Annotated in this window: 11 protein-coding genes; 3 read left to right on the top strand and 8 right to left on the bottom strand. The window is 56.9% G+C overall.

Features of this window, described 5'->3' with window-relative positions; genetic code table 11:
* Window positions 1-222: 222 nt before the first annotated feature.
* Window positions 223-858, bottom strand: coding sequence for a ribosome biogenesis GTP-binding protein YihA/YsxC (gene yihA, locus BJP61_RS01355; protein WP_038866795.1), 636 nt, complete (start codon window positions 856-858; stop codon window positions 223-225).
* Between the two features lie 590 nt (window positions 859-1,448).
* Between yihA and yihI the strand changes: the two genes are divergently transcribed.
* Entirely contained in the window at window positions 1,449-1,967 is a 519-nt protein-coding gene (gene yihI, locus BJP61_RS01360; RefSeq protein WP_075192785.1) for a Der GTPase-activating protein YihI, read from the top strand.
* A 184-nt stretch (window positions 1,968-2,151) separates the two neighbouring features.
* Window positions 2,152-3,525, top strand: coding sequence for an oxygen-independent coproporphyrinogen III oxidase (gene hemN, locus BJP61_RS01365; RefSeq protein WP_171997680.1), 1,374 nt, complete (start codon window positions 2,152-2,154; stop codon window positions 3,523-3,525).
* Between the two features lie 25 nt (window positions 3,526-3,550).
* Here the strand turns inward: hemN and BJP61_RS01370 are convergent, their stop codons facing one another.
* The 4 genes from BJP61_RS01370 to glnA form a co-directional block, all read right to left on the bottom strand.
* Entirely contained in the window at window positions 3,551-3,673 is a 123-nt protein-coding gene (locus tag BJP61_RS01370) for a YshB family small membrane protein (protein ID WP_004387688.1), read from the bottom strand.
* A 109-nt stretch (window positions 3,674-3,782) separates the two neighbouring features.
* Window positions 3,783-5,192 carry a nitrogen regulation protein NR(I) gene (glnG, locus tag BJP61_RS01375; RefSeq protein ID WP_007729495.1) on the bottom strand — a complete coding sequence of 470 codons (1,410 nt, stop codon included), beginning with the start codon at window positions 5,190-5,192 and terminating at the stop codon, window positions 3,783-3,785.
* 8 nt (window positions 5,193-5,200) lie between these two features.
* Window positions 5,201-6,250 carry a nitrogen regulation protein NR(II) gene (gene glnL, locus BJP61_RS01380; RefSeq protein ID WP_171997681.1) on the bottom strand — a complete coding sequence of 350 codons (1,050 nt, stop codon included), beginning with the start codon at window positions 6,248-6,250 and terminating at the stop codon, window positions 5,201-5,203.
* 199 nt (window positions 6,251-6,449) lie between these two features.
* A complete protein-coding gene (glnA, locus tag BJP61_RS01385; RefSeq protein ID WP_007682051.1) occupies window positions 6,450-7,859 on the bottom strand; it encodes a glutamate--ammonia ligase in 1,410 nt (469 codons plus the stop codon).
* Window positions 7,860-8,237: 378 nt separating this feature from the next.
* Between glnA and typA the strand changes: the two genes are divergently transcribed.
* Window positions 8,238-10,061: a ribosome-dependent GTPase TypA gene (gene typA / locus BJP61_RS01390; RefSeq protein ID WP_004387692.1), complete on the top strand. Its 1,824-nt coding sequence runs from the start codon at window positions 8,238-8,240 to the stop codon at window positions 10,059-10,061.
* A gap of 77 nt (window positions 10,062-10,138) precedes the next feature.
* On the opposite strand, the gene BJP61_RS01395 is transcribed toward typA, so the two are convergent.
* The 3 genes from BJP61_RS01395 to BJP61_RS01405 are packed head-to-tail and all read right to left on the bottom strand — an operon-like array spanning window position 10,139 to window position 15,103.
* Entirely contained in the window at window positions 10,139-11,575 is a 1,437-nt protein-coding gene (locus tag BJP61_RS01395; protein WP_050568190.1) for an MFS transporter, read from the bottom strand.
* 52 nt (window positions 11,576-11,627) lie between these two features.
* Window positions 11,628-13,034, bottom strand: a complete 1,407-nt coding sequence (locus BJP61_RS01400; RefSeq protein WP_171997683.1) for an MFS transporter — start codon at window positions 13,032-13,034, stop codon at window positions 11,628-11,630.
* A 44-nt stretch (window positions 13,035-13,078) separates the two neighbouring features.
* A complete protein-coding gene (locus BJP61_RS01405; protein WP_161580129.1) occupies window positions 13,079-15,103 on the bottom strand; it encodes an alpha-glucosidase in 2,025 nt (674 codons plus the stop codon).
* Window positions 15,104-15,118 lie beyond the last annotated feature (15 nt).

A 15,118-nucleotide genomic window follows, 5' to 3' on the forward strand; every position in this document is an offset into this window, starting at 1 on the left:
AGAAATTACAAAAAGTGCTTTTTCCCGTCATAAAAAAAGGGTAAAGTTAGCGATGTAGGGTACAGAGGTAAGATGTTCTATCTTTCAGACCTTTTACTTCACGTAATCGGATTTGGCTGAATATTTTAGCCGCCCCAGTCAGAAATGACTGGGGCGTTTTTTATTGCGTCTAAAAAAGATTTCGAACAAAGACGCGCGAGCCAGGCCCGCGCCGGTGAAAGGTTATTCTTGCGCAGCGTTATCTTCGGTCATCGGCGGCAGGCCGTTAAACCAGCTGTCCAGCTTGTCGCGCAGTTTATCCACGCCCATCTTCTTAAGTGAAGAAAACACCTCTACCTGCACGTCGCCGTTAAAGGCGGTGACCGCTTCACGTACCAGATTCAGTTGCGCTTTACGCGCGCCGCTCGCCAGCTTATCGGCTTTGGTCAGCAGCACCAGAACGGGAATATCGCTGTCCACTGCCCATTCGATCATCTGCTGGTCGAGATCTTTTAGCGGGTGACGGATATCCATCAGCACCACCAGACCTTTCAGGCACAGGCGTTTTTCCAGGTACTCCCCCAGCGCGCGCTGCCATTTGCGCTTCATCTCTTCCGGCACTTCGGCATAGCCGTAGCCGGGCAGGTCTACCAGGCGCTTGCCGTCGGCCACTTCGAACAGGTTGATAAGCTGCGTGCGTCCCGGCGTTTTACTGGTACGCGCCAGGCTTTTCTGATTGGTGAGCGTATTCAGCGCGCTCGATTTCCCGGCGTTGGAGCGGCCAGCGAAAGCCACTTCGATGCCAGTGTCGGCGGGAAGATGGCGAATATCCGGCGCGCTGGTTACAAAGTGTGTCTGTTGATAGTTCAACTGAGTCAAAACGGTCGTCTCCGTCAGGATAAGCTTAAGCAATAGACGCGATTATACCTGAACAGGGCTAAAAGGCTGTTGTTCTCTCCGCTGGCTTACAAAATGCCCGGGAGTTGTGTAAGAGATCCGCCCGTTCTGCGTTGAGATTTTGACTGCCTGAAAAAGCGACCCTTAAGTTTTACTTAAGTAAAAACAGTGGGTTAACCTTGCAGAAATGTCCGAAAATGGGCATTTGAGGCCGTTAACGGCTTGAGCCCACCGTTCAGGCTGGTAAAGTAAGCCTCACGGACAACGGAGTGTCGCAACGGATAATAACTCAGGATGAGGGGTCTGGAGCGTCAGGGTGACGAAGCACACAGCATACCAGGACGGTAAACGTCGGAGACGTTAACAGGGATAAGGAAATACGACACGGAGCGTTGTCGGCTGAAGGAAAAACAGGGTTGGTTGTAAGCGCACCAGGACGGTGGATACCGGTGACCGGTTAAAAAGTCAGGAAAAAAGGCGACAGGTTTACCTGTCGCCTTTTTTCTTTACTTGCTTTCTGCTAGATTCCGCCGCAATTCTATACTGTTTAAAACGGCCCAAGACGATAAATCATGAAGCAACCCTCATCCTCTGTGCGTGGCAAAGGCCCCGCTAAAGCTCGCCGTAAAACGCGTGAAGAATTAAATCAGGAAGCGCGCGACCGTAAGCGCGATAAAAAGCACCGCGGGCATGCGCCGGGCAGCCGCGCGACGGGCGCCAGCGCGTCCGGAAAATCCTCCGGTCAGTCAAAACAGCACGATCCGCGCATCGGCAGCAAAAAACCGATTCCGCTTGGCGTCAGCGACGCTCAGGACACCAGGCCTCAGAAGCACCAACAACCTAAAAGTGAGAAACCTATGTTGTCACCGCAGGAAGAGCTGGACATGCTGGAGAATGATGAGCGCCTGGACGCGCTGCTGGAGCGCCTGGAAGGCGGCGAAACCCTGAGCGCCGAGGATCAGGCCTGGGTCGATTCCCGTCTCGATCGTATTGATGAACTGATGCAGCAGCTCGGCCTCTCTTACGACGATGACGAAGAAGAGGAAGAGCAGCAGGAAGATATGATGCGTCTGCTCAAGGGCGGTAACTAACCCTTCCGATGGGCCCAACCGTCCTGCTTATACTCCTTCCGATAGTATGTTATCTGGTGTGGTTATTCGTTAAACTACACCGGCTGTCGCGGCGCCAGAAGTGGCTGCGCAGCCGGCTTATCACCCGCCATCCGGGTGGGCCAGTTCGCCGAACGCGTCGGCGAAACCGTCGGGAGGAGTGAGTATGTCTGAGCAGGTGATTGACTGGGATCTGGCCCTTATCCAGAAATATAACTATTCCGGACCGCGCTATACTTCGTATCCCACCGCGCTGGAGTTTTCCGAGGCGTTTGGCGAGGCCGATTTTAGCCGCGCGGTCGCGCGCTATCCTGACAGGCCGCTCTCGCTCTACGTCCATATCCCTTTCTGCCACAAGCTCTGCTACTTCTGCGGCTGCAATAAAATCGTCACCCGCCAGCAGCATAAGGCCGATCAGTACCTCGATGTGCTGGAGCAGGAGATAGTACATCGCGCGCCGATTTTCGCCGGACGTCGCGTCAGTCAGCTCCACTGGGGCGGCGGCACGCCGACTTACCTCAGCAAGGCGCAAATCAGCCGTCTGATGAACCTGTTACGCGCAAATTTTCACTTTAACGACGATGCCGAAATCTCGATTGAAGTCGACCCGCGCGAAATTGAACTCGACGTGCTGGATCACCTCTACGCTGAAGGTTTTCGCCGCCTCAGCATGGGCGTGCAGGATTTCAATAAAGAGGTACAGCGGCTGGTTAACCGCGAGCAGGATGAAGCATTCATCTTTGCGCTCATTAAGCGCGCGCGCGACGTCGGCTTCACATCAGCCAATATCGATTTAATCTACGGCCTGCCGAAGCAGACCCCTGAAAGCTTCGCCTTTACGCTGCAACGCGTGGCGGAACTCAACCCGGACCGCCTGAGCGTCTTTAATTACGCCCATTTGCCGACCCTGTTTGCCGCGCAGCGCAAAATCAAAGAGGCCGATCTGCCTTCCGCGCAGCAGAAGCTGGATATCCTGCAGCAGACGATCCAGTCGCTTACCCAGGCAGGTTATCAGTTTATCGGCATGGATCACTTCGCAAAGCCGGATGACGAGCTGGCTATCGCCCAGCGCGACGGTGTGCTGCATCGCAACTTTCAGGGTTACACCACGCAGGGCGACACTGACCTGCTGGGGCTGGGCGTGTCGGCCATCAGCATGATTGGCGATTGCTATGCGCAGAACCAGAAAGAGCTTAAGCGTTACTATCAGGCGGTGGACGAACAGGGCAATGCGCTGTGGCGCGGGCTTGCGCTGACGCGCGACGACTGCATCCGCCGCGACGTCATCAAAGCGCTGATCTGTAATTTCCGGCTCGATTTCGCCGCGATCGAAAAGGCGTGGGGGCTTCGTTTTGCCGACTACTTCGCTGAGGATCTGCAACTGCTGACGCCGCTGGCGAAAGACGGGCTGGTGGAGGTTAACGCGCGTGAAATTAACGTTACGGCGAAAGGGCGGCTGCTTATTCGTAACATCTGCATGTGCTTTGACGTCTACCTGCGCCAGAAGGCGCGGCTACAGCAGTTCTCTCGCGTGATATAAAAAAGCGGGCACAGGCCCGCTTTTTTTAACTAAAGAAGTTTACCAGCGCTGCGCACAGCAGGGCGGCAATCGCCGTCTGGGGCGTATGGCCTGCGGCGGCGCCCGCCTCTGCGCTTTGCGTGGCGATATGGATCAGTGATTCCAGCATAACAACTCCCCCCATAAACGCGCCCGATCATACTCAAGCCTGGCGGACAGTAAAGTATAAAATTAGAGCAATTTGTACGCGACAACGCTTTTTTACACAGTACGTCCTGTTACTCCATACCCAGCTCTTTCAGCTTACGCGTCAGGGTGTTGCGCCCCCAGCCCAGCAGGCGGGCCGCTTCCTGTTTGTGTCCCTGCGTATGTCGCAGCGCCGTGGTAAGAAGCGTACGCTCCATCTCCGGCTGCGCTTCGGAAAGCAGGTTTTGATGACCGGAGCGCAGCGCCCGGTCGGCCCATTGCGCCAGCAGCGTCGCCCAGCTTTCCGGGAGCGTCTGCGAAGGCGCGTCCGGCACGCTGGTTTCAAACAGTTCGGCAGGCAAATCCTGAATCAACACTTCCTGGCCTGCGGCCATGACGGTCAGCCAGCGGCAGGTGTTTTCCAGCTGACGCACGTTGCCGGGCCATGCGAGACGCGTCAGCGCCGCTTCGGTTTCCGGGTGCAACAGTTTGGCTTCAACGCCCAGCTCGCGCGCCGCTACCTGCAGGAAATGACGCGCCAGGCGCGGAATATCCTCGCGGCGCTCGCGCAGCGGCGGCAGATGCACGCGGATCACATTCAGGCGGTGGAATAAATCCTCACGGAATTTCCCCTCCTGAACGCGCAGCTCCAGGTTCTGGTGCGTCGCGGCGATAATGCGCACGTCCACTTTGACCGGCGCATAGCCGCCGACGCGGTAAAACTGGCCGTCCGCCAGCACGCGCAGCAGACGGGTTTGCACATCAAGCGGCATATCGCCGATTTCATCGAGAAACAGCGTGCCGCCGTCTGCCTGTTCAAAACGGCCCTGACGAATCTGGTTAGCGCCGGTAAACGCGCCTTTCTCATGCCCGAACAGCTCCGATTCGATAAGGTCTTTGGGAATAGCCGCCATATTCAGCGCGATAAATGGCGCTTTGACGCGCGGGCTGTGACGGTGGAGCGCATGTGCCACCAGCTCTTTACCGGTGCCTGACTCGCCGTTAATCAGCACGCTGATGGACGAGCGGGAAAGACGCCCGATAATGCGAAACACATCCTGCATCGCCGGCGCTTCGCCGATGATGTCCGTCGTCGGGCCGAACACCTGCGCGCTACGCGGTTGTTGTTGCTCCTGATAATGGCTGATGGCGCGCTCAACCAGCGCCACCGCCTCATCGATATCAAACGGCTTCGGCAGATAATCAAACGCGCCCTGCTGATACGCGCTGACGGCAGCGTCGAGATCGGAATGCGCCGTCATAATGATGACCGGAAGCATCGGGTGGCGCTGTTTAATCTGTTTGAGCAGCGTCAGGCCGTCCATACCCGGCATACGGATATCCGACAGCAGCACGTCCGGGGTTTTGGTACTCAGTGCGTCCAGCACTTCGTTGCCGCTCTCAAAGGTGGTGCAGCTTAAGCCTGCTCCGGTGAGCGCGCGCTCAAGCACCCAGCGAATGGAGCTATCGTCATCGACGATCCAGACAATCCCTCGTTGCATAATCACCTCTATTTCCGAATAGGCAGGAAAACCGAAAATTCGGTATGGCCTGGCCAACTGTTAAATTCGATTTTTCCCGAATGCTGATCGATAAGGTTCCGGGCGATAGAAAGCCCCAGCCCGGTGCCGCCTTCGCGGCCGCTGACCATCGGGTAAAACAGCGTATCCTGCAGATGCGCCGGGATGCCCGGCCCGTTGTCTTCCACATCGATGCGCGCCGCCAGGCGGTAACGCACGCCGTGCAGCGTCAGCTGAAACGCGGTGCGGGTGCGCAAGGTGATCTCACCGCCTTCTTCGCCCAGCGCCTGGAGGGCATTACGGACGATATTCAGCAACACCTGTTCTATCTGGTCCGGATCATGAGTAAATTCCGGCAGGCTTGGGTCGTAATCGCGCAGAAGCCGAACGTTTTCCGGCAGCTCCATCGACACCAGCTTCACCACGCGTTCGGCCACTTTATGAATGCTCTCGGTAACGTGCATACCCGGCTGCTGCGGCCCTAACAGGCGGTCCACCAGATTACGCAGGCGGTCGGCCTGTTCGATAATGACTTTGGTGTACTCGGTCAGCGACGGATCGGGCAGCGCGCGGGTGAGCAACTGTGCCGCGCCACGCAGGCCGCCGAGCGGGTTCTTAATTTCATGCGCCAGCCCGCGCACCAGATCGCGCGCCGCGACCTGCTGGGCATGCTGGAGTTGTTCCTGGCTTAAACGCCGCTGATTATCCATCGGGGCCATTTCCAGCAGGATCAGGCCATCCGGCAGACGTTGCGCCGTCAGGGAAAGAATGTGTGAGCGACCGTCGATCACCAGCGTGACTTCGTTATCTGTAAATCCCTGGCCTGCGTTCAGGCTCTCCTGCATCAGGTTGATATTGAGGGAAAAATAACTCAGCAGCTCCGGTAACGGCGTGCCGTAGAGCTTACGTGAACTTTGCGCGAGCAACTGCTGCGCCGCCGGATTGGCGTAATGCACTGCCAGGTCGTCGTCGACCAGCAGAATGCTATTGATTAATGCGTTAAGGATCTGCCCAGCATCGGGCAGCGTGCCTGTTGCCATCCAGCAGTCCCCCAGGTTTTGCACCATTTTAGTGCAGTATAGCGTTTTAACGATGAAAAAGACGTTAAAACCGGTTTCGGGTGGTGAAAAAAGCCCATCCGAAGATGGGCTAAAGTTTCCACGGCAACAAAAAAACAGTGACGGATTTCACGCAGTGGCGACAACCTGAAATCCGTTGGCTATCAACTTCAAAAAAGCATTAAACGCTGTAGTACAGTTCGAACTCTACCGGGTGCGGCGTCATGCGAACACGGTCGTTCTCTTCGATACGCAGCGCGATGTAAGCATCGATCGCGTCGTCGGTGAACACGCCGCCTGCGGTCAGGAACTCGCGGTCCTGATCCAGCGCCTGTAGGGCTTCTTCCAGAGAGCCGGCAACCTGCGGGATCTCTTTCGCTTCTTCCGGCGGCAGGTCATACAGGTTTTTGTCCATCGCTTCGCCCGGGTGGATCTTATTCTTGATACCGTCAAGACCCGCCATCAACAGAGCGGCGAAGCACAGGTACGGGTTAGCCGCCGGGTCCGGGAAGCGTACTTCGATACGACGCGCTTTCGGAGAGGCGACAACCGGAATACGGATGGACGCGGAGCGGTTACGCGCGGAGTAAGCCAGCATTACTGGCGCTTCGTAGCCCGGGACCAGACGCTTGTAAGAGTTGGTGGTCGGGTTGGACAGGGCGTTGATGGCTTTCGCGTGCTTGATAACGCCGCCGATGTAGTACAGCGCCTGCTCAGACAGACCTGCGTATTTGTCGCCAGAGAACAGGTTGGTGCCGTTCTTGGACAGGGACATATGGCAGTGCATGCCGGAGCCGTTATCGCCGAACATCGGTTTCGGCATAAAGGTCGCGGTTTTGCCGAAGCGGTGCGCGACGTTATGCACGACATATTTGTAGATCTGAATTTCGTCCGCTTTTTTGGTCATGGTGTTGAAGCGGGTTGCCACTTCGTTCTGACCGGCGGTGGCCACTTCGTGGTGGTGAGCTTCAACCACCAGGCCCATCTCTTCCATCGTCAGGCACATTACGGAACGGATATCCTGCGAGGAGTCGACCGGCGGAACCGGGAAGTAACCGCCTTTCACGCCCGGACGGTGGCCTTTGTTGCCGCCTTCGTATTTGGTGGAGGAGTTCCATGCGCCTTCGATGTCGTCGATAGCGACATGAGAGCCGGAAATGGAGCTGCCGAAACGGATATCGTCAAACAGGAAGAATTCAGGCTCTGGCCCGAACAGTACGGTGTCGGCGATGCCGGTGGAGCGCAGGTACTCTTCCGCACGTTTGGCGATGGAACGCGGGTCGCGATCGTAGCCCTGCATGGTGCCCGGCTCGAGGATATCGCAACGAATAATCAGGGTCGGTTCTTCGTAGAACGGGTCAATGACAGCGGTGGAGGCGTCCGGCATCAGCACCATGTCAGATTCATTGATGCCTTTCCAGCCACCGATGGAGGAACCATCGAACATTTTACCTTCTTCGAAGAAGTCGGCGTTCACCTGGTGGGCTGGGATGGTGACGTGCTGTTCTTTACCTTTAGTGTCAGTGAAGCGCAGATCCACAAACTTCACTTCATGTTCATTCAGCATCGTCAGAACGTGTTCAGCGGACATACTTAACTCTCCCGGATTTGTCATTGTCGTCGTGGTAACGAGGTCTTCAGTACTTATTAAAATTGGCGTCGCCGCCCTGAAATCTTTAAAGCGAAATCTGTGCCAACTTTCAAATTCCCCCAAAAAGGCGCTATGATGCGCGTCATAGTGCAAAAGGGCTGCACCACGATGGAGAGATTGCACCAATATAGTGCCTGTGTGTAAAAAACAAGCACTGTGTTGGTGCAATTTACGTTTAATAGCCCTTTTACCGCTGCGTGAAAAGGATCACAAAGCCTGGCGACAACACTTGTTTGCGTCAGATGATTGTGATCCTGTTTAGTCCTTCGATTAATACGTGTACAATAACGCGCTATTTCTAATGCCTGAGGCAAAGTTGTGATCGAAAAATTGCGTAACATCGCCATCATTGCGCACGTTGACCATGGTAAAACGACCCTGGTTGACAAGCTGCTGCAGCAATCCGGTACGTTCGACGAACGTGCTGAAACTCAAGAGCGCGTGATGGACTCCAACGATTTGGAGAAAGAGCGTGGGATTACCATCCTCGCTAAAAACACCGCGATCAAATGGAATGATTACCGTATCAACATCGTTGATACCCCTGGGCACGCTGACTTCGGTGGTGAAGTTGAACGTGTCATGTCCATGGTTGATTCCGTGCTGCTGGTGGTTGATGCTTTTGACGGCCCGATGCCGCAGACGCGCTTCGTGACCAAGAAAGCATTTGCCCATGGCCTGAAACCTATCGTGGTTATCAACAAGGTTGACCGTCCGGGCGCGCGTCCTGACTGGGTTGTGGATCAGGTGTTCGACCTGTTCGTCAACCTCGACGCGACTGACGAGCAGCTGGACTTCCCTATCGTTTACGCCTCCGCGCTGAACGGTATCGCGGGTCTGGATCACTCTGACATGGCGGAAGACATGACCCCGCTGTATCAGGCGATTGTTGACCATGTACCGGCACCGGACGTCGATCTCGACGGCCCGCTGCAGATGCAGATCTCCCAGCTCGACTACAACAACTACGTTGGCGTCATCGGCATCGGCCGCATCAAACGCGGTAAAGTGAAGCCGAACCAGCAGGTCACTATCATTGATAGCGAAGGCAAAACCCGTAACGGTAAAGTCGGTAAAGTACTGGGCCACCTGGGCCTGGAGCGTATCGATACCGATCTGGCTGAAGCTGGCGATATCATCGCGATCACCGGTCTTGGCGAGCTGAACATCTCCGACACCATCTGCGACCCGCAGAACGTCGAAGCGCTGCCGGCGCTGTCCGTTGACGAACCGACCGTTTCTATGTACTTCAACGTCAACACGTCGCCGTTCTGCGGTAAAGAAGGTAAATACGTTACCTCTCGTCAGATCCTTGACCGTCTGAACAAAGAGCTGGTGCATAACGTTGCGCTGCGCGTTGAAGAGACCGAAGACGCTGATGCGTTCCGCGTTTCTGGCCGTGGTGAACTGCACCTGTCTGTGCTTATCGAGAATATGCGTCGTGAAGGTTTCGAACTGGCGGTTTCCCGTCCGAAAGTTATCTTCCGCGAAATCGACGGTCGTAAACAAGAGCCGTTCGAAAACGTCACGCTGGACGTCGAAGAACAGCACCAGGGTTCTGTGATGCAGGCGCTGGGTGAGCGTAAAGGCGACCTGAAAAACATGAATCCGGACGGCAAAGGCCGCGTACGTCTCGACTACGTGATCCCAAGCCGTGGCCTGATTGGCTTCCGTTCTGAGTTCATGACCATGACCTCCGGTACCGGTCTGCTGTACTCCACCTTCAGCCACTACGACGATATTCGTCCGGGCGAAGTAGGCCAGCGTAACAACGGCGTACTGATCTCTAACGGTCAGGGTAAAGCGGTCGCGTTCGCGCTGTTCGGTCTGCAGGATCGCGGTAAGCTGTTCCTGGGTCACGGTGCGGAAGTGTATGAAGGCCAGATCATCGGTATTCACAGCCGTTCTAACGACCTGACGGTTAACTGTCTGACCGGTAAGAAACTGACCAACATGCGTGCGTCCGGTACGGACGAAGCGACGGTTCTGGTTCCGCCTATCAAGATGACCCTGGAGCAGGCGCTCGAGTTCATCGATGATGACGAACTGGTCGAAGTGACTCCGCTGTCTGTACGTATCCGTAAGCGTCACCTGACGGAAAACGATCGTAAACGCGCAATGCGCGGTGCGAAAGAAGACTAATACGGTGCATCCGTAAACCGGGCCGGCGTTAACGCCGCCTGTGTGACTAAAAAGCCGCTGAATTTCAGCGGCTTTTTTTATGGTTGCGCGCGGGCTACCGACGCTGGTGGTTTACGGTCAGCTTCAGGCGTGTAGCGCGGCGTTGTTTTCCGCTTCGCTATCTCATCAATGATGACCGCAAAGCGGGCTTCATTGAGCTTATAAAACAGGCCCATAATCAGGGCGGCGATAATGGCCAGCCCGCACGGCCAGAGGAAAATCAGCTGGCGTAGCCCGTCGAGCGTCGCGGCGGTTTGCAGCGCGTTTGGCACGTAACCGATTTGCGTCAGCATAATGCCGGGCAGGAACCCTGCCAGCGCCGCGGAAATCTTGCGCGAAAACGTATAACCGGTGTAGACCGAGCCTTCGGCGCGGATGCCGGTTTTCCACTCGCCGTAATCCACCGTATCCGGCACCAGCGCCCAGTTCAGACTGTTCACAAACGCGGTGCCAAAAAACGCCATGCACGAAAACAGCACGAAGCTCAGCGACGTCGCGCCCCACAGGTAGTTAAAAATATCGCCAGCGGCCCAGAGCGCGAGCCCGCCGAGATAGACCCGTTTCTTACCAAAGCGTTTCACCGCGCCCGGCACCAAAAAGACGCCGACCAGAATGCAGCCCATACTGAACAATCCCATCCACGACAGCAGATGCACATCGTTGAGCACGTATTGCGTGTAATAGACCTGGATGGCGAGCTTGATATTAAACGCCGCCAGCGTACAGAGATTGGCGATACACAGCACCAGCAGCGGCGGGTTCTGGAAAATCGCGCAAAAGGATTTCAGCATGCCCGGCTTATGCCCGGCGGGCACCACTTCTACATAACGCTCGCGCACGCCGCGGTAACAGCACCCCATGCTGATAAGCCCGACGCCGGCGAAAAGCAGCGCCGCGACCAGGTAGCCCGTCGCCGGACGCGCCGTAAACAGCGACTGGATCGGCATAAAGCCGACCGTGCAGAGCAGCAGTCCAAGCGTCGCGCCGCCCTGCCGCCAGGCGGCGAGATGCGCGCGCTCCTGCGGGTTTTTAGTGATGGCGGGCACCATCGCGCCATAAGCGCAGTTCATCAGGCTGTAAAACAGGCCGAAGAGCATAAACAGCACCGTAGCGAGCGCGGTTTTCATGGTCAGCGGCAGATCGTTGGCGACAAATTGCGCCGTCGCCACCAGCGCCACCGGAAACGAGGCGAACAGAATAAAGGGCCGGAATTTGCCGCGCGGGCCGGGCGCGCGTCGTGAGTCCACCAGCACGCCGGTCAGCATATCGGTCAGCGCCGTGAAAAACTTCGCCACCAGGAAAATCACGCCGCCGTAAAAGGCGGGCAGATGCAGTTCATCGGTATAAAACTTCAGAAGATACAGCGTCCCGATACACAGCATCAGGTTGGAGCCGAAATCGCCCATGCCGTAAGACAATTTTTCCCGCAGGCTCAGGCGGAGCGTCAGCGGGTCCTGATTCGTGAATGCCGTCATAGCCGATCCTCAAAGCACAGGCCCGCGCCGAACGACGCGAGCGCCGTCAGGGTTACGCGCCAGGCGAAAACGCCCGCTTACGGTTTTCCAGTTCATCCACAATCCGCACGTACATCTTCTCGTTAAGGTTGTAGAAGCAGCCCATCGCGATAATCGTTATTACCGCCAGCACGCACGGCCAGATAAAAATCAGCTCGCGCAGGCCCTCAATCGTCGTAACGGACTGCGCCACGTTCGGGACATAGCCAATCTGCGTCAGCATCAGGCCAGGGAAAAACCCGGCCAGCGCCTGGGAGACTTTGCGAAAGAACGTAAAGCCGGTGTAGACCGTGCCTTCCGAGCGTACGCCGGTGCGCCACTCGCCATATTCCACCGTGTCGGAGACCAGCGCCCAGTTCAGGCTATTCACAAATGCGGAGCCGAAAAACGCCAGGCAGGAAAACGCCACAAAGCTCACCGATCCGCTGCCGAAGGCGTAGTTGAGCACATCGCCCACCGCCCAGAGAAGCAGCCCGCCGAGATAGACCTTTTTCTTGCCGAAACGGCGCACCGCGCCCGGCATCAGGAACACGCCGATAAAAATGCAGCCCATGCTGAAAAAGCCCATATACGACAGCAGAATCGGATCGTTGAGTACGTACTGGGTGTAATAGACCTGAATGGCGAGCTTGATGTTAAATGCGCCGAGCGTGCAGAGATTAGCCATGCACAGTACAAACAGCGGGCGGTTGCCAGCGATGGCGCGAAACGACTGCAACAGCCCCGGCTTTTGCGCCGGGCTGGCAGCGCCGGTTTCGACATACCGCTCGCGCGTACCCGCATAGCACCACCACATAAACAGCAGGCCGAACAGCGAGAACAGCGTGGCGGCGAAAACATAACTGAGCTGCGGGTTGCCCTCAATGAGGTTCATCACGGGTACAAAACCCACGGTGCAGAGCAGCAGCCCGAGCGTCGCGCCGCCCTGGCGCCACGCGGCAAGCGACGCGCGCTCGTTCGGGTTTTTGGTAATGGCGGGCACCATCGCGCCGTACGAGCAGTTCATCATGCTGAAAAACAGCCCGTAGAGCATAAACAGCACCGTCGCCATGACTGCTTTGCCGGTCATCTCAAACGGCGTGCCGACAAAATTCGCGATAGCCAGCAGCGTCACCGGGAAGGCGGCGTACAGCACAAACGGCCGGAATTTTCCCTTCGGCCCGATACGGCGGCGGGAGTCAAGCATCACGCCGGTGCCCATATCGGTAAAGGCAGTAAAAAACTTGGCGATCAGAAAGATAATACCGCCATAAGTGCCCGGCAGCCCCAGCACATCGGTGTAAAACTTCAGAAGATACAGCGTGCCGATATCCAGCAGAATATTCGAGCCCAGGTCGCCCATGCCATACGCGACTTTCTCTTTAAACGGCAAACGCAGGGTCGCCGGATCGCCGCCCGGCGCGGTTGTGGTGTGACTCATCACGGTTCTCCTTGCGCCCGCAGAGGCCCTGCGGGCGAGCCTCATCAGATGTGACGCAGCGTGGCGAACAGCGACGCCCATTCGCTTTGTGCGCGGTAGAACACCGGCGGCTTGCCGAGCGGCGCATCCACGGTTACGTCACCGCCGCCGCACGCCTCCCCGGTCCACGCGTTGATCCAGCTGTCTTCCGGCAGCCAGAGCGTCCAGTCGTGTCGTCCCTCTTCATAAACAGGCGCCACCAGCAGATCGCGGCCAAACAGATACTGGTATTTAAGGCTGTAAGCCCGCGGCTCGTGTTCGTAATGCAGAAATAGCGGACGCATCACCGGCAGGCCGCTGCTGGCGTTCTGCGCCACCGCCTGCCTGATGTATGGCTTGAGCGTGGTGAAGATGGTCGTCATTCGGGCAAAATGCGCAATCGTTTCGGCATCACCGTCGAATTGCCAGTTATCGCCCGGACGGTTGCCCTCATGGGTGCGCATCATCGGCGTGAAGGCGCTGAAATCGCACCAGCGCAGCAGCAGTTCTTTGCTGCGCTTCATATCAAACAGCGTGGTATAGCCGCCGATGTCGCTGTGGTGCAGGCCATGACCGGACATCGCCAGCGACAGCGCCGCCGGCACCACGGAGGCAAGCCCGTCGTCGAGGCTCCAGTCGACGTTCTGATCGCCCGCCCACATCATCGTCGAATATTTCTGGCTGCCGGTATAACCGGCGCGCATAAAGAACAGCACCTCGCCGAGTTTGCCCGTCTCCTGCAGCGCTTCGTAGTTACACTTTGCCCACAGCGCGGGCCAGGCGTTATGCATAATCTCAGCGCTGACGCCGTTATGCAGGTGCGTGTCGGTTGGCAAATATTCGCCGAAATCCGCCATCCAGCCGCCGCAACCCAGCTCGATCAGCTGTTTTTTAATGACGTCTTTATACCAGGCGTACGCCTCCGGGTTGGTCAGGTCGACCACGCCCGCGTAAAACTCGCCGAACTCGACGTGATAATCCTGGCCCTGCGCATCTTTGGTGAGATAGCCACGCGCCGCCGCCTCTTCGCACAGATCGCGATCGCTTGCCACGTACGGGTTGATGTAGGAGAGAAACTTCACGCCTTCGCGTTTCCACTGCTGAATGCGCGTGTCCAGTTGCGGGTAGAGTTCCTGATTCCATTTCCAGTTCCACATCACGCGCTTGCCGAACGAGGTCATGCGAATGCCAGACCAGTCCTGCGCCCAGATGCCGTTGACTTTGACGCCGCCGCGGCGCATCACATCAAGCTTCTGCTGGCACACCTCAGTGCCGCCCTGAATACCGAGCGTCACGCCATCGTAGATCCAGTCCGGCAGCTCCGGCTGTCGACCCAGCAGCGCGGTCAGTTTTTCCAGCAGTTCGATATAAGATGGCGCGCATTCGAAGCGGATTGTCGCGTTATCTTCCCAGAACGCCAGTTCGTGATAATCCGGCGCGCTGAAATCGAAATTCATATAGCCGCTGTTATCGACGTGGCAGTAGTACTTCTGGGTACTGACAAAAGTTGGCTGCGGAAAGAAGGTCCAGTAATAATCGCCGCCCGCGTTTTCTTTGCAGTCGGCAAGCCAGGTAACGTGGCTCTGCTTGTTGCGGCCCACACCCTGTTCGCTGGTCCACAGCGGAAACGGTTTGCCGCGCAGATCGAAATAAGAAAACTGCTCGCCGCAGCCATAAATATGATCCTCCGGCTTCGCCGCCAGTCGCAACCAAAGGCGGTTATGGCGACTATCGTCGTTTTGCAAACGGAGCGTCAGGCGACCGCTGTCATCCGCACCGATATGCAGAGTAGCGCGCACGGCATCGCCGCGGCTGAAATGCACGCGCCAGCCGTCGGTGGATTCACTTATTTCTGCCCCGGTAAGGGCAATTTTCTCGTTCAGCTTGTCTTTAATGCTGAAGTTGCCGCGAAACATCTCGATATCCGCTTCACCCGCGCCCGCCCACAGGCAGGGCGCGTCAGGAGAGTGGCGTAAGATTTGGCGGTCCTGGTACGTCAGTGAAAAGCCGTGTTCTGTTGTTATCAGCGTTATATTTTGTAGGGTACGCATAAAAGTCAGTCCTTA

Origin of the sequence: Cronobacter sp. JZ38 (assembly GCF_008932145.1) — a bacterium.
GTDB classification, from domain to species: Bacteria; Pseudomonadota; Gammaproteobacteria; order Enterobacterales; family Enterobacteriaceae; genus Cronobacter; species Cronobacter muytjensii.